The 26337-nt window shown below is 54.2% G+C and carries 25 protein-coding genes; all 25 read right to left on the reverse strand.

The window, feature by feature from the left end; translation table 11 throughout:
- Window positions 1–35 precede the first annotated feature (35 nt).
- The 25 genes from rplU to ffh all read right to left on the reverse strand — a co-directional run bounded on the left by rplU (window position 36) and on the right by ffh (window position 26334).
- A complete protein-coding gene (gene rplU, locus H8693_RS01830) occupies window positions 36–341 on the reverse strand; it encodes a 50S ribosomal protein L21 (RefSeq protein WP_249279549.1) in 306 nt (101 codons plus the stop codon).
- 186 nt (window positions 342–527) lie between these two features.
- Window positions 528–1376: a sugar phosphate isomerase/epimerase family protein gene (locus tag H8693_RS01835; protein ID WP_249279550.1), complete on the reverse strand. Its 849-nt coding sequence runs from the start codon at window positions 1374–1376 to the stop codon at window positions 528–530.
- A 38-nt stretch (window positions 1377–1414) separates the two neighbouring features.
- Window positions 1415–2263, reverse strand: coding sequence for a sugar phosphate isomerase/epimerase family protein (locus H8693_RS01840; RefSeq protein WP_249279551.1), 849 nt, complete (start codon window positions 2261–2263; stop codon window positions 1415–1417).
- Window positions 2264–2283: 20 nt separating this feature from the next.
- Window positions 2284–3129, reverse strand: a complete 846-nt coding sequence (locus H8693_RS01845; RefSeq protein WP_249279552.1) for a sugar phosphate isomerase/epimerase family protein — start codon at window positions 3127–3129, stop codon at window positions 2284–2286.
- Window positions 3130–3360: 231 nt separating this feature from the next.
- Window positions 3361–4839 (reverse strand): stage IV sporulation protein A, encoded by a 1479-nt coding sequence (gene spoIVA, locus H8693_RS01850; protein ID WP_249279553.1) that lies wholly within the window; start codon window positions 4837–4839, stop codon window positions 3361–3363.
- Between the two features lie 258 nt (window positions 4840–5097).
- Window positions 5098–5697, reverse strand: a complete 600-nt coding sequence (gene plsY, locus H8693_RS01855) for a glycerol-3-phosphate 1-O-acyltransferase PlsY (protein WP_249279554.1) — start codon at window positions 5695–5697, stop codon at window positions 5098–5100.
- Window positions 5698–5780: 83 nt separating this feature from the next.
- Window positions 5781–7109 (reverse strand): ribosome biogenesis GTPase Der, encoded by a 1329-nt coding sequence (gene der / locus H8693_RS01860; RefSeq protein ID WP_249279555.1) that lies wholly within the window; start codon window positions 7107–7109, stop codon window positions 5781–5783.
- A gap of 15 nt (window positions 7110–7124) precedes the next feature.
- Complete coding sequence (locus tag H8693_RS01865) at window positions 7125–8435, reverse strand: DUF512 domain-containing protein (protein ID WP_249279556.1); 1311 nt, start codon at window positions 8433–8435, stop codon at window positions 7125–7127.
- Between the two features lie 8 nt (window positions 8436–8443).
- Window positions 8444–9832: an ATP-dependent protease ATPase subunit HslU gene (hslU, locus tag H8693_RS01870; protein ID WP_249279557.1), complete on the reverse strand. Its 1389-nt coding sequence runs from the start codon at window positions 9830–9832 to the stop codon at window positions 8444–8446.
- A gap of 3 nt (window positions 9833–9835) precedes the next feature.
- The gene (gene hslV / locus H8693_RS01875; RefSeq protein ID WP_178619837.1) at window positions 9836–10366 is read right to left on the reverse strand and encodes an ATP-dependent protease subunit HslV; all 531 of its coding nucleotides are present in this window, start codon (window positions 10364–10366) and stop codon (window positions 9836–9838) included.
- 20 nt (window positions 10367–10386) lie between these two features.
- Window positions 10387–11715, reverse strand: coding sequence for a methylenetetrahydrofolate--tRNA-(uracil(54)-C(5))-methyltransferase (FADH(2)-oxidizing) TrmFO (gene trmFO / locus H8693_RS01880; protein WP_249279558.1), 1329 nt, complete (start codon window positions 11713–11715; stop codon window positions 10387–10389).
- On the reverse strand, window positions 11702–13834 hold the full coding sequence (topA, locus tag H8693_RS01885) for a type I DNA topoisomerase (protein ID WP_249279559.1): 2133 nt from the start codon (window positions 13832–13834) through the stop codon (window positions 11702–11704). The genes trmFO and topA overlap by 14 nt, the downstream gene beginning before the upstream one ends.
- A 60-nt stretch (window positions 13835–13894) precedes the next feature.
- Complete coding sequence (dprA, locus tag H8693_RS01890) at window positions 13895–14980, reverse strand: DNA-processing protein DprA (RefSeq protein WP_249279560.1); 1086 nt, start codon at window positions 14978–14980, stop codon at window positions 13895–13897.
- Window positions 14977–16512 carry a YifB family Mg chelatase-like AAA ATPase gene (locus tag H8693_RS01895; RefSeq protein WP_249279561.1) on the reverse strand — a complete coding sequence of 512 codons (1536 nt, stop codon included), beginning with the start codon at window positions 16510–16512 and terminating at the stop codon, window positions 14977–14979. Before H8693_RS01895 ends, dprA begins: the two co-directional genes overlap by 4 nt.
- A gap of 20 nt (window positions 16513–16532) precedes the next feature.
- Complete coding sequence (locus H8693_RS01900) at window positions 16533–16931, reverse strand: GtrA family protein (protein WP_249279562.1); 399 nt, start codon at window positions 16929–16931, stop codon at window positions 16533–16535.
- Window positions 16932–16933: 2 nt separating this feature from the next.
- Window positions 16934–20767 carry a phospholipid carrier-dependent glycosyltransferase gene (locus H8693_RS01905; RefSeq protein ID WP_249279563.1) on the reverse strand — a complete coding sequence of 1278 codons (3834 nt, stop codon included), beginning with the start codon at window positions 20765–20767 and terminating at the stop codon, window positions 16934–16936.
- A 29-nt stretch (window positions 20768–20796) separates the two neighbouring features.
- The gene (locus H8693_RS01910; protein ID WP_249279564.1) at window positions 20797–21165 is read right to left on the reverse strand and encodes a YraN family protein; all 369 of its coding nucleotides are present in this window, start codon (window positions 21163–21165) and stop codon (window positions 20797–20799) included.
- On the reverse strand, window positions 21162–21764 hold the full coding sequence (locus H8693_RS01915) for a ribonuclease HII (RefSeq protein ID WP_249279565.1): 603 nt from the start codon (window positions 21762–21764) through the stop codon (window positions 21162–21164). Before H8693_RS01915 ends, H8693_RS01910 begins: the two co-directional genes overlap by 4 nt.
- Complete coding sequence (ylqF, locus tag H8693_RS01920) at window positions 21761–22630, reverse strand: ribosome biogenesis GTPase YlqF (protein ID WP_249279566.1); 870 nt, start codon at window positions 22628–22630, stop codon at window positions 21761–21763. The genes H8693_RS01915 and ylqF overlap by 4 nt, the downstream gene beginning before the upstream one ends.
- A gap of 83 nt (window positions 22631–22713) precedes the next feature.
- On the reverse strand, window positions 22714–23055 hold the full coding sequence (rplS, locus tag H8693_RS01925) for a 50S ribosomal protein L19 (protein WP_249279567.1): 342 nt from the start codon (window positions 23053–23055) through the stop codon (window positions 22714–22716).
- Window positions 23056–23171: 116 nt separating this feature from the next.
- Window positions 23172–23900: a tRNA (guanosine(37)-N1)-methyltransferase TrmD gene (trmD, locus tag H8693_RS01930; protein ID WP_178620396.1), complete on the reverse strand. Its 729-nt coding sequence runs from the start codon at window positions 23898–23900 to the stop codon at window positions 23172–23174.
- Window positions 23893–24408 carry a ribosome maturation factor RimM gene (rimM, locus tag H8693_RS01935; RefSeq protein WP_249279568.1) on the reverse strand — a complete coding sequence of 172 codons (516 nt, stop codon included), beginning with the start codon at window positions 24406–24408 and terminating at the stop codon, window positions 23893–23895. The genes trmD and rimM overlap by 8 nt, the downstream gene beginning before the upstream one ends.
- A gap of 2 nt (window positions 24409–24410) precedes the next feature.
- Window positions 24411–24638: a KH domain-containing protein gene (locus H8693_RS01940; RefSeq protein ID WP_178620391.1), complete on the reverse strand. Its 228-nt coding sequence runs from the start codon at window positions 24636–24638 to the stop codon at window positions 24411–24413.
- Window positions 24639–24713: 75 nt separating this feature from the next.
- A complete protein-coding gene (gene rpsP / locus H8693_RS01945) occupies window positions 24714–24953 on the reverse strand; it encodes a 30S ribosomal protein S16 (protein WP_178620387.1) in 240 nt (79 codons plus the stop codon).
- A 61-nt stretch (window positions 24954–25014) separates the two neighbouring features.
- Window positions 25015–26334, reverse strand: a complete 1320-nt coding sequence (gene ffh, locus H8693_RS01950) for a signal recognition particle protein (RefSeq protein WP_249279569.1) — start codon at window positions 26332–26334, stop codon at window positions 25015–25017.
- Between the last annotated feature and the right edge of the window lie 3 nt (window positions 26335–26337).

Consider the following 26337-nt stretch of genomic DNA (forward strand, 5'->3'; position numbering starts at 1 on the left):
CTTCTTGCTTGAACACGTTTTCCAAAAAACCGGCATTAGCCAATGGATGTGATTTCCACTCTTGTATACGGCTGACGATGGCCCTGCGTGCGGTGGTAATCTTTTTTGGCTTTATACTTATAGACAATGATCTTTTTCGCCTTGTCCTGCGCCAAAACCTTACCAACGACCTTTACGCCGTCAACAACGGGAGAGCCAACTTTCACATCGTCGCCGTCTACGACCATCAATGCTTCAAAGGAAACTTCCGCGCCAACTTCCGCGTCCAGCTTCTCAACATCGATGAATCTTCCGGGCTCCGCTTTATATTGCTTTCCGCCTGTTTTGATGATTGCATACATAAGACTTATCCTCCTCTATCCAGTCTCGCCAATGAGGTACCGGAAAATCCCGGATTTCAAAACCCTTCTCGTGCGGCTCACTTGGATATTTTATCATTCCCGGGCGGGCTTGTCAACGAAAAAAGAAAAGTTTCAGCGGAAAAACGGCAAAACAGGGGCATCTGCCCCTGTTTCTTTCCCTTTTGTTCATCCGCGGCGGAAACCGTATTTATCCATCATTTCCAGCGTAAACTCCAAGCTGTCCTTGGCGAACTGCACCGGGTCGCCGATGATGTCGCGGTAGATGCTGTCGCAGGTCATATCAAAGCCTTCAAAGCCTGCATAGCCGTCAAAGCCCACTTCCTTGAAGGCCTCAAACACCTCATCCCAGTTGATGATATCGTCATAGCCCGGGCGGCCCCGGTCGTTGCCGCAGAGATGGAAGTATCCCAGCTTATCCCCCACTTTCCGAATCGCATCGCCAAAATTGCGTTCTTCATAGCACATATGGAAGCTGTCGAAATGAATGATCACATTGGGTTCATCCACCATGCGGACAAATTTCAGCGCCTGATCCGCCGTATTTACCAGATGGTTGGCAAACCGGCTGGCCGGCTCGATCCCCACCGTAATGCCAAAATCCTGGGCATATTTTGCCACCTGCTTCATAGCCGCCGTGCAGTATTCCCATTCCATTTCAGAGGCCGGGCCCGGCGGAACCGGCTTATTGGGCAGGACATAGCCCATGCCGGAAAACATCGTGGCGCCGACAGCCGCCGTTTTATCAATACATTCCTTTAAGAAATCCAGGCCGAGTTTCCGTTTTTCCGGATCGCTGGAGCCGATATCCCATTGCGGATTGGGGATGATGGTAGAGCAGGTCGGCTCAATGGCCCCATCCAGCCGGTCCTTTACGGCGGCCGGATCAAATTTATCAATTTCCATCAACGGAAATTCGATAAAATCCAGGCCGATCTCCTTACACCGATCGATGATATAGAGTGTGTCATTCCCAAAATGACTTCCCCATGCATAGGTGTGGATTCCAATTTTCATGCGTCAATTCCCTCCTTTTATTCCAGGCATTCCTGCCCTTATCCCCGTTTCATACCGTATTTCTCCATCATTTGCATGGCAAAGGCCATGCTGTCCCGTGCGAAATCCTCCGGCTTTCCGATGAGATCCCGGCGGGTGGCGCGGCATGTCATATCAAAGCCTTCAAAGCCCAGGTAGTCGTCAAAACCCACGCGCTTCAGCGCCCGGAATACGGCGTCCCAGTCAATGATATCGTCTTCGCCGGGCTTTCCGCGGTCGTTGCCGCACATATGGAAATATTTCAGCTTGCTTCCGGCCTTTATGATCGCATCATAGAAGCTGCGCTCTTCATAGCACATATGAAAAGTGTCCAGATGGACGATCAGATTGGGTTCCCCCACCAGGTCGATGAAATGCAGCGCCTGTTCCGCTGTGTTTACCAGATGGTTGGCGAAACGGTTGGCCGCTTCAATGCCGATGGTAATGCCGAAATCCTGCGCATAGCGCGCCGCTTCCCGCACAGCCGCCGCGCAGTAATCCCATTCCTTTTGGGGGATCGGGCCGTTGGGCAGCTCCTTTTTGGCCATCACATAACTGTTTCCGGAAAACATCGTCGCCCCCACGGCGGCAGTTGCGTCAATGCACCGTTTTAAAAAGGCAATGCCCCGCTTGCGCTTTTCCGGGTCGTCCGAGCCGATATCCCAATCCGGGTTGGGAATAATGGTGGAGCAAGTGGGCTCAATGGCCCCGTCCAGCCGATCCTTCACGGCAGCGGGATCAAAGGCGTCAATTTCCATGAGCGGCAGCTCGATAAAATCAAAGCCCAGCTCCTTGCATTTGTCGATGATATACAGGGTATCGTTTCCAAAATGACTGCCCCATGCATAGGTGTGAATTCCAATTTTCATATTACGCCGCTTCCTTTCTCTCAGCCCTGGGTATATCCGTATTTTGCCATCATTTTGCGGGTGAATTTCAGGCTTTCCTCCGCGAAAGTATCTCCATCGGGAATGATATCCCTAAATACCGTGGAATTGCCGTAGCAGAAGGTTTCAAAGCCTGCATAGCCGTCAAAGCCGATCTGGCGGAAAGCCATGAAGATGGCATCCCAGTCCACAACGCCCGGGCCGGGCACCCCGCGGTCATTGCCGCTCAGATGGAAAAACTGCATCCGTTTCCCCACCCGGACAATGGGTTCATAGAAATCCTTCTCTTCCATACACATATGGAAGCTGTCCATATGGATGAATACGTTGGGCTCGTCCACCATATCCACAAAACGCATCGCCTGTTCCGCCGTATTGAGAAGGTGGTTGGAATAGCGTATGGTCTGCTCGACGCCCACCGATACCCCCAGATCCTGGGCATATTTGGCAACCTCCTTGATGCCCTGGGTGCTGTGTTCCCATTCCGCTTCCGAGGCATAGCCTGTCTTATGCTTGCGGGTCTGGGTATAGATGAGTCCGGAAAGCATTTTTCCGCCCATCTCATGAGTCAGACGTACGCAGTCCTTTAAATACTGAACAGCCGATTTGCGGCAGTCCGGATCGTCCGAGGATACGTCATGCTCCGGGAGACGGATGGCCGTTCCCGTTTTAATCTCCAGCGCGCCGTCGCACCGATCCACAACCTCCTGCACCGGAATCTCCGAAAGATCCGTCCCAAAGGGAATTTCCAGATAATCCAGCCCAATCCGCTTGCAGGAATCGATGATATAGAGCGTGTCACTGCCAAAATGGTTGCTCCACGCCGCGCCGTGAATTCCAATTTTCATTTTTCTTCTCCTTTGTCTGCATCCGATGGAAATTTTAACAATGGCATTTTTCAGCCGGAAACGTGATGTTTCGAAATTCATTTGAAAACAGGCCGCATTCTGAGGAAAGCAGCCTGTTTCTCTCTCGAAACCCTTCCTCCGCTATGCCCATTTGTCATGTTTTGGATGGTTTTATCATAGCAGATTCCCCCGCGCAAGTCAATCACGATTCTTCTTTTCCTTCGCTGCATATCAGAGAAGGATGCAGAGCATTCCCCCGTCGCCCTCGTTAACCATGCGTTGCAGCGTCTCCTGGATTTTCTCCCGGGCATCCTCCGGAATGTTGGTGATTTTTCCCGACAGACCTTCCTTCACGATGTCGCTCAGGGATTTACCAAAAATGTCTGTGGACCAGATCTGCGTCGGGTCTGTCTTGAACTCCGCCATCAAATAATCGATGAGCTCCTTGCTCTGCATCTCGGTTCCCACGATGGGGCTGACCTCGGTTTCCACATCCACCCGGATGATATGCAGGCTGGGGGCGCTCCCTTTCAGCCGGACGCCGAATTTGTTGCCCTGCTGCACCAGCTCGGGCTCCTCCAGGGACAGCTCATCCATCATGGGCGAAACAATGCCATAGCCAGTGGATTTCACGGACTGCATGGCGCTTTCCAGGCGGTCGTATTCCCGTTTAGCCACCACCAGATCCTTCATGATGGAGACCAGATGGCTGTCGTCGCGGATCTCACATCCGCATTCCTCGCCCAGAACCTTATAGAACAGGGCATCCTGCAGGTCGATCCCCACGCGGATGGTTCCCTCGCCCATGTTAATTTCATCGATAGAAACGCGCTTGACATAATCCAGGTCGTCAAAGGTATCCGTGATTTTTGCAAAGTCCCGCATAACTCGGACGTCCTCCGTTCCGGTATTTACTTTTTCCAGCACATCCGACAGCAGCCAGTGATCCTTATCCAGGGCGCAGAGCCAGCTGGATATGTTCAGGTCCACCTGCTTGATGGGGAATTCATAGAGCAGATCCGAAAGCAGTGCGTTCATGTTCTCCTTGGTAAACTCCATAGCGTTGAGAAGGAGAACCGGCGCCTGGTATTTTTCCTGCAGGGAATCCCGCAGGTTCTGCGCCTCCTGGGATTCAGGGTGCGCTGAATTCAGAACGATAACAAAGGGTTTCCCATTTGCCTTCAATTCCTCAACAACCCGCTCCTCCGCCTTTGCATAGTTGCTCCTGGGAATACCGGCCACGCTCTCATCTGCCATCATGACAATTCCCACGGTGGCATGTTCATCGATCACCTTGCGGGTTCCGATCTCCGCCGCCTGTTCGAAGGGGATGTCATAGTCAAACCATGGAGTGCGCACCATCCGGGGCGCTTCGTTCTCGTTCTGCCCAATCGCCCCTTCCACCAGATAGCCCACGCAGTCCACCATGCGGATCTTCATTTTTGCCTTGTCGTCAATATTGATCTCCACTGCCTCGTTGGGAACAAATTTGGGCTGCGTCGTCATGATGGTTTTTCCCGCGCCGCTTTGGGGCATTTCGTCGATAACTCTCTGCTTTTCATGCGGGTCCTCAATGTTGGGCAGCACGAGAGAATCCATCATTTTGGAAATCAACGTGGATTTGCCCGTCCGCACCGGCCCCACTACGGCGACGAAAATGGAGCCATTCGTCCTTTCCGATATATCTTTATACACGTCGTATGCTTCCATATCTCCATTCCTCCCACTTTGTATTATCGCATCCGGCACGGCTCATTTCATTGGAAACGTGCACTTCAATACTTTAAACACTTCATTCCTATGAGGAAAACGCGCGAAACATTCGGGTTTTTGCATAAAAAAGAACAAAAGAAAAACCGGCATATACCGCCGGTGTATGGAAATAAAAAACACATGTATTCCCCCTGCTGCTCCTCATCATTTTCACGCATAAAAAAAGGCCGGAATCCTCCGGCCGGCAAAACGGTTTTATTTGTGAAAGCTCAGCTTATTTTCAGTTCCATTGCAGAGGCGCTTGATATTCCCGCGGTGCCCAAAGAGAGCCAGAACCGTTAGAACGACCACCGTCACCTGCAAAAGCGTCTCTCCCGGATAAAAGATAAATACGCAGATGCTCTCAAGAATGACGCCCAGCATGGAGCCTACGGAGACATAGCGGGTGAGGGCCATGATGAGGATGACAACCGGGAGCAGGACCGCCGTCTGCACCGGCATCAGGACAAACATGACGCCCAGCGTCGAAGCAATGCCCTTGCCGCCTTTGAAGCCATAATATACCGGCCAGTTATGCCCTACAATCACAAAAACGGCTGCTACAGACATGCCAATCTGGCCGCCGAGCCACCGCCCGACGAGAGCTGCCGCGACGCCCTTTATTACATCCAAAACAAAGGTCATCAGACCAAATTTCCAGCCGAAGGTGCGCATCATGTTGGTCGTTCCGGCATTTCCACTGCCGTATTTGCGGACATCCTTCTTTCCGATCCGGTCTGAGATAATCAGGGCCGGGGACAGGCTCCCCCATAAATATGCTCCTATGCCGATTGCAACATAAACCCATGCGTCCATTTCCCTTTTCCCCCGTTTCCTGTCTTCTCAAAAAATCGCTTTACCTACTATAGCACAATTTTCTCCTGTCGAAAAGACCTATTTTACTGCTCCCTTTCCTTTCGCTCCCGGATCAGAATGCGGATGGGCGTGCCAGAAAAGTCAAAGGATTTCCGAAGGAAGTTTTCCAGATACCGCTGATAGGAAAAATGCATCAGTCCCGCCTCGTTGACAAACAGGACGAAGGTGGGCGGCGCGGCCGAAACCTGCGTTGCATAATAAAGCTTCAGCCTTCTTCCATGATCCGACGGCGGCTCCACAGCAGTGACCGCCTCGCGGATACAGTCGTTGAGGATTCCCGTCCCGATGCGCTGGTTTGCGTTTTCATAGGCCTGATCGATGAGCAGAAACAGTTTATCGATTCGCTGGCCGGTTTTGGCGGAGATATAGAGCCGCGGCGCATAGGCCATGAAGGACAGCTCAGAGCGGATTTTTTTATTGTATTCTTCTATGGTAAAAGTATCCTTTTCCACAGCGTCCCACTTGTTGATGGCGATGACAACCGGCTTTCCCTCTTCATGGACATAGCCGGCAATCTTCACATCCTGTTCGCTGATACCCTCCTGGGCATCGATCAGAACCACCACGATATCCGCCCGCCGCACCGCAGCCAAGGAGCGGATGACGCTATAGCGTTCCACGGTTTTATCCTCGATGCGGGATTTTTTCCGCATGCCGGCCGTGTCGATGATCACATAAGGCTTTCCTTCCCGGGAAAAGGGCGTGTCGATGGCGTCCCGGGTGGTTCCCGGGATATCGCTGACAATGGAGCGCTGATGCCCCAGGATCCGGTTGGTCAGCGAGGATTTTCCCACGTTGGGCTTGCCCACCAGCGCCACATATTTGGGGCGCTCGGTTTCCCCTTCTTCCTCCACAGGGTCAAAATGTTTGACCACTTCATCCAGCAGGTCGCCGATCCCCAGCCCCTGGGCAGAGGAAATGGCATATACCTCCCCAATCCCCAGCGCATAAAAATCATAAAGCATCTCCTGGTCCCGCTGGGTCTCGGTTTTGTTTACTACGACGATCACCGGCTTATCCGCCTTGCGGAGCATTTCCGCCACTTCATGGTCCGCCGCCACCAGGCCGTCCTTTGCATCCACAAAGAACAGGATGACGTCGCACGCCTCAATGGCCAGCTCGGCCTGCCGCTTCATCTGCTGGAGAATAATATCCTCACTCGCCGGCTCGATGCCGCCGGTATCCACCAAAGTAAATTGGTAATTCAGCCATTCGGCATCTTCAAAAATCCGATCCCGGGTTACTCCGGGCGTATCCTCCACAATCGCCGTGCGCTTTCCGCACATCCGGTTAAAAAACGTCGATTTTCCCACGTTGGGCCGCCCCACAATGGCGACCAATGGCTTTGCCATGCTTTCCCCTCCCTTTTAATCTTCCCCGCATCCTGCCAGGGCGCGCACAAAGTCCTCTCCCTCGTTATCAATAGTGCCCAGAGGAACGCCCAATGCGCGGCTCACCTCTTCCTTGGTAAGATCGTCTAAAAATACGTTCTCCCGGTCCCGCAGCATACAGCTGGATACATACAGCTTTTCACCCAGCGCCTTTCCCCGGAGCTGGGAAATGATGTCACCGCCTGTCAAGAGGCCGGTGACCGTGATGGTCTCACCAAAAAACTCATTGCGGATAGGATAGACATGCACGCGCACGTCCAGCTTTTTTCCGCATTCCCCGGCCAGCGCCGCGATATAGGGCGCGGCATCCACGCCGGTGGCAATGGAAATCTCCCGATGCCGGGATACCCCTTCAAACGCGGCAAGAGCCCGGCGGGTTTTGTCTGTCAGATAACGCAGCAGTCCGACGCCGTCCTCCATCTGCTTAAAATCCTCATAGGTTTCATAGGCCGGAATGGGCCGGCCTGCCTTGATATAGAGTTCATCCGCCCCGAACACAAAACGGGTTCCGTACTTCTTTAGAAAATGTCCCTGCCATTTCTCGGCAATATCCAGAATTCCCTCTGCGCACTTTTTATCTATAGGTGCAAGCTGCTTTAACCCCTCGCGGTGCCCGGTTAACCCCAGGGGGACAAGCGCCAGGGATTCCGCATAGGGATAGAGAGTCTCCAGATCCCGGATGGTTTTTTCCAGCACCGGCCCATCGTTGACGCCGCCCACCAGAACCGCCTGGCATTCAAAATGAATGCCTGCATCCCTCAGCCGGCGCAGCCGTTCCATGATGCCGCGCCCCTTGGGCTGGCTCAGCATATAGGCGCGGACATCGTCATCTGTCGCATGAACGGAAATATAGAGCGGCGATGTTTTCCGCCGCAGAATCCGCTCAAATTCCGCTTCGTTTACATTGGTGAGCGTGATATAGTTTCCCATGACGAAGGACATGCGCCAATCGTCGTCCTTGAAATACAGGGTTTTCCGCATTCCCCTGGGAAGCTGATCGACAAAGCAGAAAATACATTTATTATGGCAGCTCCGCTTTTTGCCAAAACCATCCCCAGCAAAGGAAATCCCCAGCATTTCCTCGGCGTCCTTTTCAATTTCCGCCTCGAAGGTCTCTCCGCCCGCCGTTTCCACCGTGAGGGTCAGTTCCTCCTTTGCGCTGAAAAAGAGATAGTCAATATAATCCAGAAGCGGCTCGCCGCCCATGGCCGTGATGGTATCTCCCGGCTGGATGCCGATTTCTTCCGCAATGCTGCCCGGCTCCACCCCGGTAACCAGAAACCCCATGCGTCCTCCTATAAAATGAATTTCGACAGGTTCCTGTCTTTTAAGTTATCCTTAATATGCGCGTTCACATAGTTGGCGTCCACCTTCACGTCCACCGGCGGGAACACGTCTCCCGCGTTAAAGGAGATATCTTCCAGCAGATTCTCCACGATGGTATGCAGCCGCCGCGCGCCGATATTTTCCATCGTCTCGTTGGCCGTCTGGGCATATCCGGCGATGGCTTCCAGCGCGTCCTGCGTGAATTCCAGGTTAATGCCGTCCGTACTCAAAAGCGCAGTATACTGCTTGGTAATGGCGTTTTCCGTCTGGGAAAGGATCTTGACAAAATCCTGCTTTGTGAGAGAGTTCAGCTCCACATGGATGGGGAACCGGCCCTGCAATTCCGGAATGAGATCCGAAATTTTGGAAACATGAAAAGCCCCCGCCGCGATAAACAGGATAAAATCAGTCTTTACCGGGCCGTATTTGGTGACCACCGTGCTCCCTTCGACGATGGGCAAAATATCCCTCTGCACGCCTTCCCGGGAGATATCCGGGCCGCTGCCCATGGTTTTCCCGGCGATCTTGTCAATCTCATCCAGGAATACAATGCCGTCCTGCTCCGCCCGCTCAATGGCAGTGGCGGAAACCTCATCCATATCGATGAGCTTATCGGCCTCCTCTGCTTCCAGCAGCTTGCGCGCTTCCCGGACGGGCACCTTTCTCTGTTTCGTCCGCTTGGGAAGAATGCCCGCAAAAGCCTCTCCCATGTTGATTTCCGAACCCATACCGGCGATCTCGATGCCGATGCCCGAATTATCCTCAACTTCGATCTCCACGATCATATCGTCCAGCACGCCCGAGCGGAGTTTATATTCCATTTCCTGCCGCTTGGTCATGCGTTCCTGCTTTTGCTCCTCGGTTTCCTGCGTCTGCCCGGCCTTGAGCTGGGGCGCGCCGAAAATCATGGAAAAAGGATTCTGCGCAGACGAAGGCTTTTTCTCGTCGCACAAAATATCCACCAGCCGAGCCTCCGCCATGCGCTTCGCCTGCTCCTCCACTGCCTCATACCGCTCTTTTTTGACGATGCGGACCGCCGCTTCGACCAGATCGCGGATGATGGATTCCACATCCCGGCCCACATAGCCCACTTCCGTGAACTTGGTCGCCTCCACTTTTACAAAGGGCGCCCGCATGAGCTTGGAAAGCCGCCGGGCAATTTCCGTTTTTCCCACACCGGTCGGGCCGGACATGATGATATTTTTTGGCGTGATCTCCTCCCGAAGCTCAGGGGAAAGCCGGCTTCTCCGATAGCGGTTTCGCAGGGCGATGGCCACCGCCTTTTTGGCCTCATCCTGGCCAATAATATATTTATCCAGTTCTTCAACAATTTGTTTGGGCGTCAGCTGCGTTGCCATGCGTCAAACCTCCTCCAGCGTGATGTTTCCATTGGTGAATATGCAGATATCCGAGGCAATCTTGATGGCCTTTTTCGCAATCTCTCCCGCCGGGAGATCCGTGTTTTCCAAAAGCGCCTGGGCCGCGGCCTGGGCATAGGAGCCGCCCGAACCGATGGCCACGACGCCCCCATCCGGATCGATCACCTCGCCGGTTCCGGAAACCACCAGCATTTCATCCTTGTCCGCCGCGATGAGCATGGCCTCCAGCTTGCGCATCATCTTATCGCTGCGCCATTCCTGCGCCAGCTCCACCGCCGCCCGGGAAAGGCTCCCGCCATACTGCTCCAGCTTCGCCTCAAACCGTTCGGAAAGGGTGAACGCATCCGCCACCGATCCGGCAAAGCCCACGACGACCTGCCCTTTATACAGGCGGCGAACCTTCACCGCGCCGTGTTTCATAATCGTCTTTTCTCCAAACGTCACCTGGCCGTCGCCCGCCATGGCGCATTTCCCATCCCGCCGTACGGCTACAATCGTCGTCCCTTCCATCATGCTCATGCTGCAACTTCTCCTTATACCGTAGATTCGTTCTTTCCTATTCTCTCAACCCGGGCCAAAGCGCGCTCCGCTATGGCCTCGTTGCGTTCTTCCTTTCTTCGTATGCGCGTATCCAGCGGCCGCATAATCCCAAAATTTATGTTCATGGGCTGGAAATCCGCCGACGCGCTGCTGCTCACATAGCGCGCCAGAGCGCCAATCGCAGTTTCATCTGAAACCTCCGGCAGCGGCCCGCCCTTAATGGTCTGCGCCGCGGCAATTCCCGCCAGCAGCCCGCTGGCCGCCGATTCCACATAGCCCTCCACGCCGGTCATCTGTCCGGCAAACCAGACGTTCTCCCGTTCCCGCAGGCGGTAATATTCATCCAGCAGTCTGGGAGAATTTATGTAGGTATTGCGGTGCATAACGCCATAGCGGGCAAATTCTGCCTGCTCCAGGCCGGGAATCATCCCAAACACCCGCTTTTGCTCGCCGAATTTCAGATGCGTCTGAAAGCCCACCAGATTCAGCATGCTTCCCGCCGCATCCTCTTTGCGGAGCTGCACCACGGCAAAGGGCCGCTGCCCCGTCCGCGGATCCGTAAGCCCCACGGGCTTGAGCGGACCATAGGCCAGCGTCTGAAAGCCCCGCTTTGCCATGACCTCCACAGGCATGCAGCCCTCAAAAACGCCGTCCTGCTCAAATTCCTTCTGTTCCACGCATTCCGCATGAATGAGCGCCTCATAAAACGCCTCATATTCCGCCCGGCTCATGGGGCAGTTCAAATAGTCGTCTCCGCCCTTTCCATAACGGGAACCGGCAAAAATCCGGGAAAAATCCAGGCTTTCCCGGGTCACGATGGGCGCCGCCGCATCGAAAAAATGCAGGTATTCCTGGCCCAGCAGCTTTCGGAGGCTCTCCGAAAGGGCATCGCTGGTGAGAGGGCCCGTAGCAACAATCGTATATTTCTCCAAAAACGGCTGGATATTCGTAATCTCCTCTTCCGCTATCTCAACCAGCGGATGGTTACGCAAAGCCGCCGTAATTCCATCGGAAAAGGCATAGCGGTCGACAGCCAGTGCCCCGCCCGCCGGGACCTCGGCTGCATCTGCCTCCCGCATAATCAGAGAGTTCAGCCGCCGCATCTCTTCCTTGAGCAGGCCCACAGCGTTGGAGATCCGCGCCGCCCGCAGAGAGTTGGAGCAGACCAGTTCCGCAAATCCCGGATAGGAATGGGCGGGAGAATATTTTTTTGGCTTCATTTCATATAACCGGACGGGAACGCCGCGGGAAGCGATCTGAAACGCCGCTTCACAGCCGGCAAGCCCGGCGCCGATCACATGAACCGCATCACTCTTCCCCATCGGCCGCATCCTTTTTCTTTCGCTGATTTGTCTCGCATTCCGCATTGGAACACTTCTTATAGACAGAAGTTCCCTTCCCCCGCTTCAAAACCATATAGGCGCCGCATTTGGGGCATTTTTCCTCAATGGGCATATCCCAGGACACAAAATTGCAGTTAGGGTAGTTTTCGCAGCCATAGAACGTCTTTCCCTTTTTAGACCGCTTCTGCACCACGGCGCCGCCGCAGAGCGGGCAGGGCGTTTTGATGGTGTTTTTCACCGGCTTGGTGTTCTTGCAGGCGGGATAATTCGGGCAGGCGATAAACTCCCCGAACCGCCCGCTCTTATAAACCATTTCCGCGCCGCATTTTTCGCAGATGATCCCCGCCGGCCGGTCGGGAATTTCCACCCGCTTTACTTCGGTTTCCGCCTTTTTCAGCTCTTCTTCAAAGGGGCCGTAAAACTCGGCCAGAAGGGCGTGCCAGTCCTTTCCTTCGGATTCCACATCATCCAGCTTTTCCTCCATATCCGCCGTAAACTGAACGTTGACGATATCCGGGAAGTTTTCCTCCATGAGCTTGGTGACAATCTCTCCCAGCTCGGTGGGAAGGATGGAGCGTTTTTCTTTGGTCACATACTGCCGCTCCAAGATGGTGGAAATGATGGGAGCATAGGTAGAAGGCCGCCCGATCCCCTTTTCCTCCAGCGTTTTCACCAGCGACGCTTCCGTATAGCGCGGCGGGGGCGTCGTGAAGTTCTGTTTGGGTGTGATACTTTTCGCCTTGCAGGCGTCTCCCTTTTTCATGGGCGGAAGAATTGCGTTGACCTCTTCCGGCTCCTCCGCCGCTTCCTCATACACCGCCCGGTATCCGTTGAACACCATCTTCGAGAAGGAGGCGCGGAAATCATATCCATTGGCCGCGATCTCATAGGTCATGGTATCGTATTTCGCCGGGGTCATCTGGCTGGCCAGAAAACGGGTATAGATCAGGTTATAGAGCTTATACTGCTCCGGCGTCAGCCGGTCTTTCAGGCTGGCGGGCGTATATTTCACATAAGTCGGCCGGATCGCCTCATGGGCGTCCTGAGCGTTTTTCCTTCCTGCATATATATTTGGCTTCGCGGGCACATATTCCTGCCCATATTTCTCCAAAATATGCTCCCGGGCCATCTGCTGGGCTTCCGCCGAAATCCGGGTGGAGTCGGTACGCATATAGGAAATCAGGCCGACAGTCTCATTCTCGTTGATTTTGACCCCTTCATAAAGCCCCTGGGCGATCACCATCGTGCGCTTGGTGGTAAAGCCCAGCTTGCGCGCCGCATCCTGCTGCAGTGTGCTGGTGGTAAACGGCGCAAATGCCTTGCGCTGCTTCGTGCTCTTTTTGATATTGGATATGATATAATCCGCGTTTTTCAGCTCACCAAGGATCGCGTCCGTTTCCTCCTTGGTGGCGGGTTCCAGCTTTTTTCCGTCCTTGCCGTAAAAGTTCGCCAAAAAGGCATTCTTCCCCTGCATATCCGTCAAAACCGCACTGATCGTCCAATATTCCCGGGGCTTGAAATCCCGGATCTCCCGCTCCCGGTCGACAATCAGGCGAACCGCCACCGACTGCACGCGCCCCGCCGAAAGGCCGCGGCGCACCTTGCTCCAGAGCAGAGGGCTCAGTTTATAGCCCACAAGGCGGTCGAGAACCCGCCGCGCCTGCTGGGCGTTAACCCGGTTGAGATCGATGGTCCGCGGGTTTTTGATGGCGTTTGTCACCGCCGATTTTGTAATTTCATTAAATTCAATACGGCAGGGATCCTGCTCGTCAATTTGCAGGGCGTTGGCGATATGCCAGGAGATCGCCTCTCCTTCCCGATCCGGGTCCGTGGCCAGCAGGACGGATTTGGCCGCCTTTGCCTGTTTTTTCAAATTATTGAGAAGTTCTGTCCGCCCGCGGATCACAATATATTGGGGCTCAAAGTTGTTCTCTATATCCACACCGATTTTACTCTTCGGCAGATCGATCAGATGTCCGTTGCTCGCCGAAACACGGTATCCCTCTCCCAAAAATTTTTCAATGGTCTTTGCCTTCGCGGGAGACTCCACAATCACAAGATTGTATTCCGGCCCCTGCGCTTTCTTTGCCCTAGCCATTTCCTATCCTCCAGTTTCTATACTCAAATGTATCCAAAGGGGATCCATATAAAAGCCAAATCAGATTTTTTTACCGAAGCGGTTCCCCGGAAGCCGCTCTACCAGACCTTTCACCTCAAGTTTTGTGAGGGTCAGGCTTACCTTTGCGGCGGCGCTTCCCGAACGGTCGGCCAACTGCTGCATTGTCATGTCACCCTTTAAAAGCAGATTATACAGTTCCCTTTCAAAAAAATCAAGCCCGGGTTCTGGGCTTTCCTCCTGCAAAGGCTCCTCTGCCGCCCATCCATAATAGGAAAGAACCTCCCTTGCGCTGCGCGCGGACAGGGAGCCGTTTTCCATCAGCAAAGCGGGAAGTTCCGCCGTCTGTTCTGGTTTTTCCGCCGGAACCGCGAACACATCCCGGTTTTCCTCATAGGCATGTCGAGCGGTGTTATGAGCGCCGCTGGCCTCATTGGCCTCGCCCACCAGGATCCCCCGGGACATGCCGCTGATGATCCGGTTGCGGACGGGAAAATTTCCCGCGAATGGCGGCGTGCCCGGCGGAAATTCGCTGATTACGGCGCCCGTTTCGGCAATCGCGTGATATAGCCGTTTGTTTTCGCTGGGATAGGCCCGCTCTACGCCGCAGCCCAGAACCGCCACCGTCACGCCGCCGGCCTCCAGCGCCCCTTTATGGCAGGCCGTGTCAATCCCCCGGGCCATCCCCGAAACGACCGTAACTCCTGCGTCTGCCAGCTCCCGGGCGATTTGCTTCATGCGCGCCATCCCCTCCCGGGAAGCAAGACGGGTGCCCACCATACCGAGGGGAAGCTCACCCACCCGCAGCAGACTGCCCTTTACATATAAAATCAGCGGCGGACGGTAAATCTCCCGAAGAAGCGGCGGATATTCCCCGCTGGGCATGGGAACCGCATGGATTCCCTGCTTCTCCAAAGAAAACAGTTCCTCCTCGATGCGCCCCATATCCGCCCGGCTTTTCAGCGTTTCCCGCATCTCCTCCGGGAGCATGGACAGACTCCCGGGATCTGCAAAAATCTCTTCCAGGGAAATCTGCATCTCCAGAATGGATACCATATGCTTAAATCCCAGACGCGGCGTGGAAGCCAGCCAATACCAGATTTTCTCCTCGTGCGTAAGCCCGCTCATACCTCTCCACCCCAATATTTCCGATCCAGGCTGCGGTATTGCACCGCTTCGGCAACATGCTCCTCGCGGATCTCCCCGCTGCCCGCCAGATCGGCGATGGTACGCGCCACCATGAGGATGCGCCGATAAGCCCGGGCGCTGAGATTGAGAGACTGAAAGGCAGAGGACAGCAACAGTTCGCAGGCTGCATCCAACTTACAAAATTCATCGAACATGCCGCCCCGGAGCTGGCTGTTGACGAGAATTCCCGCCTTTTGATACCGCTCCCGCTGTATCTCCCTCGCCTGTTCCACCCGATTCCGAACCGCTGATGACGGCTCCCCCTCCCGGGCAGAAATCAGATCCTCATAGAGCGGCCGCGCCACCTCCACATGCAGATCCACGCGGTTTAGCAGCGGCCCGCTGATCCTTTGGGAGAGATAGCGGCGAATCTGCCCCGGCGTACAGCGGCATTTTCCCGATGGATCGCCATAATACCCACAGGGGCACGGGTTCATGGAGGCCACAAGCATAAACCGGGCCGGATATTCCACCCGGGCGTTTACCCGGGATACCGTGACGAATCCATCCTCCAGCGGCTGGCGCAGGGCTTCCAGCGCCTCCCGCCGGAATTCCGGCAGCTCATCCAAAAATAACACGCCCTGATGGGCCAGGCTGACCTCCCCCGGCCGCGCCTTTGCGCCCCCGCCGATGAGGGAGGCCGTGGACGCCGTGTGATGCGGGCTGCGGAACGGCCGTTCCGTGACAATCCCTCCCCGCAGCTCCCCACTCACGGAGTGCACTTTTGTCACCTCCAGCGCCTCCGCAAAGGTGAGAAGCGGCATGATCGTGGGGACAGCCCGGGCCAGCATGGTTTTTCCCGAGCCCGGAGGGCCGATGAGAAAAATATTATGGCTGCCCGCCACAGCGATTTCCATGGCACGCTTTGCCGCATCCTGTCCCTTGATATATTTGAAATCGATATCTCCGGAACTTTCCCTCCGGGCGGCAAATTTTCCGGGCTGGCAGTATACCATCTCCTTTTCCCCGCGCATATAGGAAGCCAACTCGGACAGATTCCGCACCGGCAGAATCTGAAGTCCCTCGATATAAGCGGCTTCCCCGGCATTTTCCTCCGGTACCACGGCCCGGCGCATGCCCCGGCTTCGGGCATCGATGAGCATGGGCAGAACTCCATGAACGCCCCGGATCTCCCCATCCAGCGAAAGCTCCCCCAGAAAAACCGTATCCCGCCGCCCGGAAAAGGGAACCTGCCCGCTGGCCGCCAAAATGCCGACGGCGATGGGGAGGTCATAGATGGGACCTTCCTTGCGCAGGTCGGCCGGCGCAAGGTTAATGATAATCCGGCTGGCAGGATAGGCAAAGCCCGCGTTTTTCAGGGCAGAGCGCACCCGCTCCCGGCTCTCCTTCACCGCCGTATCCGCCAGACCCACGATTTCCATGCAGGGCATGCCGGAGGATACGTCCACCTCCACATCCACATGAAACCCGCCAAGCCCCATCAGCCCGCAGCTTCCCACCTTCGCCAGCATCGGCTAATCCTCCCCTTCTCTCATTTCTCCGCCTCTTCCCGGAACACCCAAAATCGGTTTCCCAGGAAATTGCAGGAGAAGGAAAATAAAATCGAAAGAAAATATCCCGCCCAGACCGGCCAGCCCAGGCAGTCGTTAATCACATACATCGACCCCAGGGAAAGCGCAATGGAGACGCAGTTTACGGCGATAAACTTCGCCAGCGTCCCGGAAACATAGCGCCGCCCACTCCTGAAAGTGATCCGCCGGTTCATCGTATAGCTGACAAAAGCCCCAATCGTATAGGATAGAGCCTTTGCCCCGATATAATACCAGCCGAGAACCTGATAGGTGAGCGTAAATATTCCCAGGTCTGCCAGCCAGGCTGTCTGGTTGCAGAGGCTGAATTTTATCAGCCGCCAAAGCTCCTTTTTCTTCATGGCTATACCACCGGCCAGTTGGGCAGCCATTGCAGGAACAGGTTATAGCTCCGGCTCACCAGCACGCCCGTCATAATGGGATAGAACAGGAAAAAGGCCGCGACACAGAGCGCCACATAGGCATATACGCATTGCTTTCCATGCTTATAGGTTCCGCTGATCCTCCGTAGGGCATAGACAAGCGCCAGAATCAAAAACGGCAGTGTCGCAAAATAGTGATAGATGAATACCTCCCGGGAAATCAGCGTCCAGGGCAGATATTGAGAGAGGGCCGCAATGGCGATGAAGGGCAGGCCCTTCAGCTTTTGCCCCCTGTTTTTGCGCATCCCGATGAGATAGAGCACGCCCAGCAGGCCGCCCCACCACACCAGGGGATTCCCGATGCACCAGATCAGCCCGGAAAGGCCGTTCATCTCGCCCTCTGCCATGAAGAAGAAAACAGGATGGACGTTCAGCGGCCAGGTAAACACCCGGGAAGAATAGGGATGCGGCGTATCCGTTTTCAGGTTGCCGTGGTAATTCAGCATATATTCCTGGTTCTTCCAAACGTCCAGCAGCCCGAATTCCCGCTCCGTATTGTTGAAATACGGCGCATAGGAGGCAACATAGACGATCACCGGGATAATGATAAACACAAGGACACAGAACAGGATGGTAAGAGTCAGCTTCTTTTTATAATTGGCTGCGATCTCCTCCATTCCATTTTCTCTGGCATATTTATATTCCTGGTATCTCTGATAGACCGTATAGAAGAACAGGACGCACAGGCCCAGGCCGGCATAGATGCAGAGCCACTTGGTTGCCGCCCCCAAGGCAAAGGATATTCCGCAGAGCCCCAGAGGAATAAAGGTTTTCCATAGCTTTTCCCGGTTGAAATTGTGCTGGGAATACTCATACATAAACAGATACATCAGCAGGATAAAGAAAATGCTGTAGCTGTCTATGGTGGCGATCCGCGTCAGGTCAAAGTGCATGAAATCCGCCGCAAACAGAACCGTCCCTATCGCCGCCCACTTGGTCTTTTTAAAGAGCCGTTTAGCAAAAATATAGAATACCGGCAGCTGCAGCACTCCAAACAAGGCTCCCATGAACCGCCATCCAAAGGGATTGAAGCCGAAAATCTGGATGCCGATGGTAATGATGCTTTTCCCAAGAGGCGGATGGGTAATCTCATAGGGATAGAGCCCCTCCATATATTCATAGGCCGTCCGGGCATGATATACCTCATCAAAATACATATCCGTCAGCGCGCTGGTGATCGTGGGCACCTGATCCTGTTCGTCATAGAGATAGGGGGCCTCTTCCTGCACTCCATCCCGCACCGCCCAGGCGCCGGCTATGGGCAGGAGATTGTTTTCGCTGTCCGTAAAAGCCACTTCCCGAAGCTCGATATCCCCCTGGGTTACTTCAATTCTGATGAATTTGGCACGGCCGCCAAAATCGTTGAAATGCCATTTGAACATATCGCCGTATTCATGCTTAACGTTTCCGTCCAAAAGCGGCGTATATTCCTCCCCATCTTCGGAAATAAAGATCTGCATGTTGCCTTCGCAGTATCCGGCATAGTATTTCCATTGATAAATATCCTGGCTTTCGGAAAGCTCAAAAATATAGGCCGAATCCCCCTGCGCTGTCACTGGCTGGGTCCGAGCCGGGATCACCAGGCTCCCCAGGTTGGTAAAGGCAAAGACGGCATAAATTCCGGTTATCAGGGAAAGGACCCAAGCGTCTCGCTTGTTCATCCGCCGCCCTTTTTCTTCCAGCGGAAAGCTTTCCAGCCGCTCCTTCGCCGAGCGCCGCTTGCGCTCTTTCAGGCCGGGCATCGGTTCCGGAACTGCCGAAATCCGCAGAAATTCTTCCGGCGCAAAGGCCATATGGCGCACGCAGAGCCAGACAAAGAATCCATAGGCCACCACGGTCATGGCGGAAAGGATGATGACAACCAGCGTATCAATGGCGTCCGCGCCATAGAGCAGGACAATTTGAATGTTCAGGAAGGCCAGAATGCTCAGCAGCATTCCCAGGAAGGTCAGCTTCCGGGAATCCTTTTGCATGGCCGCAATCAACAGGAACACGATGCCGGGGAGAATATAGCGCTCGTGCATTTCATGGCCCAGCACAAACACGCTGATGACCACAAAGGCAGAAAGCAGGAAAATATTCCCCTTGTCCCGCTTTTTAAAATAGAGGACAGCTGCCGCCAGGATGGCGAGAGCAATGAAAGCCGCGCCAAAGCTGCCATAGGTTCCAAACAGGAAGCCGTTTTCCATGTTGGCAAAGTTCCCGCCGAAAAGAGCCATCAGGTTGAAGGCGTTGACGCTGCCATAGGCATACTGCCCCATAGTTTCGGCCATCCGCTCAAACACATAGAGGAAGGATGAACCTTCGGGCATCATGGGCACGGCCAACAGAAGGTATACGCCCGCCATTCCCACAAAAGAAAGCAGCGTATCCCACAAGGCGCGCTTGGTCCGGCCCTTTGTGAAGATATCTGCCAGGTATACGATAGCAAAAACCGGCGCAATGATGAGCGCCTGGGGCTTGATCATAAACGTGACCATCAAAAGCATGGCCGCATAGACCTTTTTGTCCTTTTGCAGAAGATAGAGCGAACCTACCGCCGCCAGAATGAACACCGAGTCAATCTGCCCCCAGGAGCTGCTCGTTGCAATAAGAGCGGGAGAAAACAGCACCAGAAGCGAGATGAGCATGGACGAACCCGGGGCCATCCTCTTTTTCCCGATGCGATAGACCACATAGGCCAGAACTGCATCACAGAGTATCGCCGGAATGCGGACCAGCAGGCTGTATTCCGCGGTTCCCAGCTGCCATCCCAAGGCATTGCCCAAAAGGCCGATGGGATAGAGGATATACATATACCCCGGCGGATAATCGGCAAATATACCGGACGAATAGAAGCCGCCCAAGCCGGTTTTGGTCAGCTGCTTTGCCCATGAGGCAAAGCAGTTCATATCCGTAATATGGCCGGGTTCCCGATAGGCGATGACCAGGCGCAGCCCGACAGCCGCCGCAAAAATCAACAGCACCGCCCATTTATTTTGCAGGAAATGGGCCATCTTCTCTTTCCAGACGCTGGTAATCAGCAGATATACGGCGATAAACGCTGTTATGGCAAACAGCATTTCCCCAACGTCGTTATAGGTGATATCCTCCCGCGAGTGATGGTATCGGGATGTTTCTTCGTCTCCCGAGCCCTCTCCATCCGAACCGTCGTCCAAGCCGCCGGCCTGTGCCAGACTGCCCACCAGCGTATGAATCGGCAGGTCTGCCGGGTCCTCATCCATCTCTTCCACACGGATGGAGTCGATATATACGGTTCCAGTTGCATCGCTGTCCTCATTTCCCAGGCCAAAACGTATCGTATAGGTCTGGAAGTCATCCACATTGGTTTTAACGCAGAGGCGCATTTCCTGCCAGTCCCCCTGGGTGTCTGCCAAAAAGCCGTCCTCCGCCTGGGGCTGGCCCCAGATGTTGATATTCGCGGCGGGATAGGCGGCAGAGACATTTTCCGTCTTTATCCTGCAGGAAATCATATATACCTTTTCAGATTCCAGCTGGATCTCCTGGCTCAAAAAGGCATATCCCGGGTCTGTCAGCGTGATTTTGGCGCAGGACGAGCCGTCCTCCCCCTGCATCTGCTCGATCATGGCCCCATCGGAATCAAAATTCCAATATTCCGGCCATCCGTTTTCCCAGACATCCAGAGACGCGTTGTCTACAAAAATCTCCCCCGCCGCGGAGGCAGGAGTCAGAAAGCAAAACGCCAGACAGAATATTAAGACAAATGCGAAAATTTTCTTTCCGTTTGTAAGCATATGTAAAAAAACCTCTTTGATGATAAGCCTCATGCGTGTATATCCGCATTTTTTATATATGTAATCTCAGGATTTCCATTTCTTTGCAAAAATATATCTACAACGTCAAAACGCATGGGAGCATCCAGCAGCTGATGTTTCTGGGCATACTGCTCGGCCGTCCGCCAAAGGGCCGCCATTTTCCGCGGCGTGATGGACTCTGCGCCTGTCCCATAGGCAGCGCTGCGCCGGGTCTTGACCTCCACAAAGACGGTATACGCGCCGTCTTTTGCGATCAAATCAATTTCGCCGCCCCGAATCGTATATTTCCTTTCCAGAATCCGCATTCCCCGGCTTTCCAGATAGCGGGCGGCCAGCGCCTCGCCCAGATCTCCGGTATTTTTCCGCTCCCGCGTCATTTCCCTATCTTTCCCAAAAAGCTCGGCCGGTGAATATCCAGTATTCCATACTGCAAAATGGCTTCCCGGTGAGCCTTTGTGCCATATCCCTTGTGCCTGGCAAAGCCATATTCGGGATATTTCCTGTCGTATTCCCGCATAATGCGGTCCCGGGTCACTTTGGCGACAATAGAAGCCGCCGCAATGGAATAAACCTTGGCATCCCCTTTCACAATGGGGGTATATTCCATGGGCAGTTCCAGCCCGCTGATATAATCCGTCACCAGCACAAAGTCCTTGACCTTCAGCGCCATAACCGCCTTTTGAAAGGCCAGACGGGCCGCATTCAAAATGTTGATCTTTTCGATCACATCCGCATCCACGATCCCCACAGCCCAGTCGACGGCCGTTTTGGTAATTTCCTCATAGAGCCGCTCGCGTTTTTTTTCAGAAATTTTTTTAGAATCGTCGATCCCCTCGATAAAAGAATCGGCGGGGAGAATCACAGCGGCGGCTACAACCGGCCCGGCCAACGGCCCCCGGCCGGCTTCGTCTGCTCCCGCCAGGTATTTTCCCTCTGCGGCAGCCTGCCGTTCCCTGTCATAAAAATATTCCGTCATAATTCCTCGTTTCCTGCCGTTTCAGCATCCGGCGGCAATTCTAAAGACAGCCGCCCGATTTTTGCGTTGCGGAATTCCTCCAAAAGCATATGTGCTCCGCGTTCTGTATCTATTTCGCCCCCCCGCAGGAGAAATCCTCTTTTTTTGCAGATATCCGCCATGACTTCCCATGGGTCTTCGCGGATCTCCGCCAATTTATACCGCTCCATCAGCAGCTCCGGATCGGCAGCGCACATCTTGCGCAAAAGGTAATAGGCCAGCTCCTCTTCATTCAGCACCTCCAGCCGGATGCTCCCGATGAGGGCGATAGCCGCGCCGGTTTCCTCGTTTTCAATTTTTGGCCATAAAAGCCCCGGCGAATCCAGCAGTTCCAAATAGGGCGTCAGTTTCGCCCAGGCCAGCCCTCGGGTCACGCCCGGCTTATTTCCCACCTGCATCTTTTTTGTTCCCGAGAGGCGGTTTAAAATTGCCGATTTGCCCACATTGGGGATGCCGCACACCAGCGCCCGCACGGTTTTCTTCCGTCCCTTTGCGGCATACTTCTCATAGATGGGCCGGGCACAATTCTCGATTTCCCTTTGCAGCTGCCGCGGATTTCCCCGGACAGCCGAATATGCGACAGCATACTCCCCCTGCCTACGAAAATATTCCAGCCACCGCTTGGTGATGCGCTCGTCCGCCATATCCATCTTGTTTAGCACCAGCATCCGCTTCTTTCCGGCAAAAAGGTCGTCAAAATCCGGATTTTGCGAACTCAGCGGCACCCGCGCATCGAGAATTTCGATGACGAGATCGATGAGCTTGAGCTTATCCTCCAAAGCCCGCCGGGTTTTGGTCATATGTCCCGGATACCAGTTGATATTCATTTCTTGCACCTTCCATACATATGGGTTTAAAGTATTTGTTAAAAAAATATGGCTGTCCAAAATGGACAGCCATATTGTCTTTTCTATTTCTCACGAATACGGGCCGCTTTGCCGACTCTGTCGCGCAGATAATAGAGTTTAGCTCTTCTGACTTTACCGCTCCGAACCTTTTCGATGTGATCGATTTTGGGCGAATGCAGCGGCAGTGTTCTCTCTACGCCAATGCCATAAGAAACGCGGCGAACCGTGATGGTCTCTTTGATTCCGCCGCCCTGTCTGGCGATCAGATATCCTTCAAACAACTGAAGTCTTTCTCTTGTGCCTTCTTTTACTTTCAGGTATACCCGGATCAGGTCACCGATTTCCAGTTCCGGCAGATCAGAGCGAAGCTGAGATTGCTCAACAAACTTTACTAAATCCTGCATTAGTATGCTTCCTCCTTCCTTTTCAGAACGTTCATACCTGGAATTCCCAAGCAGCGGACCGCCCGTTCTCATAAACAAGTGGTATTATACCATAATTGCCCATGGGCATGCAAGCCCTATTTTAAAAATTCTGCCCGTTCCTCCGGCGTCAGCTCCGCCGTTTCCAAAAGCTCGGGGCGCTGCGCCGCAGTTTTCAAAATCGCCTGCCTGCGCTGCCACGCTTTGATGTTGGCATGATGGCCGGAAAGCAGAATTTCCGGAACCTTTCTCCCCCGGAAATCCGCCGGGCGCGTGTATTGGGGATATTCCAAAAGCCCCGCCATGGAAAAGGATTCCTCGCTGGTGCTTTCATCGTTGCCGAGAACGCCTTCCACATGGCGCATCACGCTGTCCATCAGCACCATCGCCGGAAGCTCTCCGCCCGTCAGCACATAATCCCCAATGGAAATTTCCTCGTCAATCAATTCGTCCAGAATCCGCTGGTCCACGCCCTCATAATGGCCGCAAAGAATATTCAGCTCGTCATATTCCGCCAGCGAAACCGACATTTCCCCCGTGAGGCATTTTCCCGCCGGGGACATATAGATATTCCGTACCCGCTTGCCTGCCTGTTTTTCGTGAACCGCGGCAAAACAATCAAACACGCTCTGGGGCGCGATCAGCATGCCCGCGCCGCCGCCAAACGGCGCATCATCCACCCGGCGGTGCTTATCCAGCGTGTAGTCGCGGAAATTATAGAGGCTCACGCCGATCATCCCCGCGTCAATCGCCCGTTTGCAGATGCTTGTTTGGGTAAACGAAGAAAACATCTCGGGAAAAATCGTGAGTACATTGAAGTTAAGCATCTACGGACACCTCCGCCAGCCGCTCCTCGTCCACAACGATCTCCCCGGCCTCCAAATCTTTTTTGATAACCACCCCGGGGGCCAGAGGAAAAAGAAAGTTCTTCTTCCCTTCCACGGAATAGATATCCACCCGCGCCGACTGGATCACCTCGGCCAGCGTTCCCAGCTCGGCTCCCTGCCGGTCCACGATCCGCAGGCCGATCAAATCGGCAATATAGCTGGCGCCTTCGGGCAGCTTCGCCGCATGCTCCCTGTCGATATACAGGTACTGCCCCCGCAGGGTTTCCGCTGTGTTGCGGTCGTCGCAGCCCTGCATTTTGATATACGCAAACTGCTTATAGATCCGCGACGCAGTGACCTCCCGCTTTTCATAGGCCCCCTGCCGCTTCAGATACACATGGGGAAGCTCCAGAAAACGGGAAAGATCATCCGCATAGGGCTTGAGCTTAACCTCGCCTTTGATACCCTGGGGCTTCAGAATTTTCGCCAGCCGAAAATATTCCACCATAATCAGACGATTTCCACCGTATATTTCTTGTTTTCCTTGGAAGACGCCGCTTTGACGACCGTGCGGATCGCCTTGGCAATCCGGCCTTGCTTGCCGATGACCTTGCCCATATCCTCCTCCGCCACGTTCAGCTCGATGACCGTCACATCGCCGGATTCGGTTTCCTTCACACGAACCTTGGAGGGATCGTCCACCAGAGACTTAGCCAAATACTCCACTAATTCCAGCATAGTTTCATCCTTTCTGAAAACTATAAATGCCGAGCCGCATCATCTGCGGCCCGGTATTCTCATTTTCCTTGGAGCTTATTGAATCGCGCCGTTCTTCTTCAAAAGAGCGCGGACGGTATCCGTGGGCTGCGCGCCCTTGGCTACCCAATCGGCGGCCTTTTCGTTATCGATCTTGGTTTCTTTCGTCAGGGGATTGTAATATCCCAGTTCTTCAATAAACCGGCCGTCCCGGGGGCTGCGGCTGTCTGCCACAACAACTCTGTAAAAAGGATTTTTCTTGGAACCCATTCTCTTGAATCTGATCTTAACTGCCATAATTTCCTCCTGTATGCGTATCCCGCATCGTTTTAATTGAATTTTTATATGAATGCCGCCTTTAGAAAGGCAGTCCCATCATACGCCGTTTCCCCCGTTTTCCCGTGAACTGTTTGAGCATCTTCTTCATCTGCTCAAACTGGTTCAAAAGACGGTTGACATCCTGCACGCTGACGCCGCTCCCTTTGGCAATCCGCTTGCGGCGGCTTCCGTTGATGATGCCCGGGTTTTCCCGCTCCTTCATGGTCATGGACTGGATAATGGCCTCGGTGCGCGCCATCTGCTTCTCATCCACGCTCATGCCCGCCAGCTTGTTTCCGCCGGGGAGCATCGCCAGAATATCCTGCATGGAGCCCATGCTCTTCATCTGCTGCATCTGCTCGAGAAAATCGTTGAGATTCAGCTGGTCCGAGCGCATCTTCTGCTGCATCTCCAGGGCTTTCTTCTCGTCGAAATTCTTTTCCGCCTTCTCGATGAGGGAGAGCATATCGCCCATGCCCAGAATTCGGGAGGTCATGCGGTCGGGATGGAACAGCTCGATATCCGTCAGCTTTTCCCCCACGCCCACAAACTTGATGGGCTTTCCCGTCACTTCCCGGACCGAAAGCGCCGCGCCGCCCCGGGTATCGCCGTCCACCTTGGTGAGGATCACGCCCGTAAGCTCCACTTCTTCGTTAAAGGCCTTGGCCGCGTTTACCGCATCCTGGCCGGTCATTGCATCAATCACCAGGAGCGTCTCGGTGGGCTGAGCTTCATCCCGCAGGCGCTTCAGCTCGGCCATCATCTCTTCATCGATATGCAGGCGGCCGGCCGTATCCAGAATGAGCATATCGTTTCCGTTTTTCCGCGCTTCTTTCAACGCCGCCTGATAGATCTTATAGGGCTTTTCCTGCCCCATCTCAAACACGGGAACCCCCGCCTGCTCTCCCACAACCTTGAGCTGCTGAATGGCGGCAGGCCGATAGATATCGCAGGCCACCAGCATGGGAGTCTTTCCCTTTTTCAGGAAGTATTTTCCCAACTTGCCGCACATGGTCGTCTTTCCGGCGCCCTGCAGGCCGGCCATCAGGATAACCGTCGGCGGATTCGAAGCGATTTTGATATCCGAAAGCGACCCGCCCAGAAGCTGGGTCATTTCATCCCGGACAATGCGGATCACTTCCTGTCCCGGCGTCAGGCTCTCCAGCACCGTCTGCCCAACAGCCTTTTCCGAGACAGATTTAATGAATTTCTTTACCACCAGGAAGTTGACGTCCGCCTCCAGAAGAGCCAGCTTCACTTCCCGCATGGCGACTTTTATATCTGCTTCCGAAAGCTTTCCCTTTCCGGTCAGCTTGCGAAAGACGTTTTGCAGTTTATCGGCTAAACCTTCAAATGCCATATG

Origin of the sequence: Guopingia tenuis (assembly GCF_014384805.1) — a bacterium.
Taxonomy (GTDB): domain Bacteria; phylum Bacillota; class Clostridia; order Christensenellales; family Christensenellaceae; genus Guopingia; species Guopingia tenuis.

Bases quoted from the DNA above. Each gene is read 5' to 3' on its own strand.
- spoIVA (WP_249279553.1), bottom strand. From the start codon at position 4,839: ATGGAAGCATACGACGTGTATAAAGATATATCGGAAAGGACGAATGGC.
- plsY (WP_249279554.1), bottom strand. From the start codon at position 5,697: ATGGACGCATGGGTTTATGTTGCAATCGGCATAGGAGCATATTTATGG.
- rplS (WP_249279567.1), bottom strand. From the start codon at position 23,055: ATGCAGGATTTAGTAAAGTTTGTTGAGCAATCTCAGCTTCGCTCTGAT.
- ffh (WP_249279569.1), bottom strand. From the start codon at position 26,334: ATGGCATTTGAAGGTTTAGCCGATAAACTGCAAAACGTCTTTCGCAAG.
- H8693_RS01845 (WP_249279552.1), bottom strand. From the start codon at position 3,129: ATGAAAATTGGAATTCACGGCGCGGCGTGGAGCAACCATTTTGGCAGT.
- H8693_RS01835 (WP_249279550.1), bottom strand. From the start codon at position 1,376: ATGAAAATTGGAATCCACACCTATGCATGGGGAAGTCATTTTGGGAAT.
- hslU (WP_249279557.1), bottom strand. From the start codon at position 9,832: ATGGCAACGCAGCTGACGCCCAAACAAATTGTTGAAGAACTGGATAAA.
- H8693_RS01895 (WP_249279561.1), bottom strand. From the start codon at position 16,512: ATGCTGGCGAAGGTGGGAAGCTGCGGGCTGATGGGGCTTGGCGGGTTT.
- rpsP (WP_178620387.1), bottom strand. From the start codon at position 24,953: ATGGCAGTTAAGATCAGATTCAAGAGAATGGGTTCCAAGAAAAATCCT.
- H8693_RS01840 (WP_249279551.1), bottom strand. From the start codon at position 2,263: ATGAAAATTGGAATTCACACCTATGCATGGGGCAGTCATTTTGGAAAC.
- trmD (WP_178620396.1), bottom strand. From the start codon at position 23,900: ATGCTTAACTTCAATGTACTCACGATTTTTCCCGAGATGTTTTCTTCG.
- topA (WP_249279559.1), bottom strand. From the start codon at position 13,834: ATGGCTAGGGCAAAGAAAGCGCAGGGGCCGGAATACAATCTTGTGATT.
- rimM (WP_249279568.1), bottom strand. From the start codon at position 24,408: ATGGTGGAATATTTTCGGCTGGCGAAAATTCTGAAGCCCCAGGGTATC.
- H8693_RS01910 (WP_249279564.1), bottom strand. From the start codon at position 21,165: ATGACGCGGGAGCGGAAAAATACCGGAGATCTGGGCGAGGCGCTGGCC.
- rplU (WP_249279549.1), bottom strand. From the start codon at position 341: ATGTATGCAATCATCAAAACAGGCGGAAAGCAATATAAAGCGGAGCCC.
- H8693_RS01900 (WP_249279562.1), bottom strand. From the start codon at position 16,931: ATGAAGAAAAAGGAGCTTTGGCGGCTGATAAAATTCAGCCTCTGCAAC.
- H8693_RS01915 (WP_249279565.1), bottom strand. From the start codon at position 21,764: ATGACGGAATATTTTTATGACAGGGAACGGCAGGCTGCCGCAGAGGGA.
- hslV (WP_178619837.1), bottom strand. From the start codon at position 10,366: ATGATGGAAGGGACGACGATTGTAGCCGTACGGCGGGATGGGAAATGC.
- dprA (WP_249279560.1), bottom strand. From the start codon at position 14,980: ATGAGCGGGCTTACGCACGAGGAGAAAATCTGGTATTGGCTGGCTTCC.
- ylqF (WP_249279566.1), bottom strand. From the start codon at position 22,630: ATGAATATCAACTGGTATCCGGGACATATGACCAAAACCCGGCGGGCT.
- der (WP_249279555.1), bottom strand. From the start codon at position 7,109: ATGGCAAAGCCATTGGTCGCCATTGTGGGGCGGCCCAACGTGGGAAAA.
- H8693_RS01905 (WP_249279563.1), bottom strand. From the start codon at position 20,767: ATGCTTACAAACGGAAAGAAAATTTTCGCATTTGTCTTAATATTCTGT.
- trmFO (WP_249279558.1), bottom strand. From the start codon at position 11,715: ATGGGGAAGAGTGATGCGGTTCATGTGATCGGCGCCGGGCTTGCCGGC.
- H8693_RS01865 (WP_249279556.1), bottom strand. From the start codon at position 8,435: ATGGGGTTTCTGGTTACCGGGGTGGAGCCGGGCAGCATTGCGGAAGAA.
- H8693_RS01940 (WP_178620391.1), bottom strand. From the start codon at position 24,638: ATGCTGGAATTAGTGGAGTATTTGGCTAAGTCTCTGGTGGACGATCCC.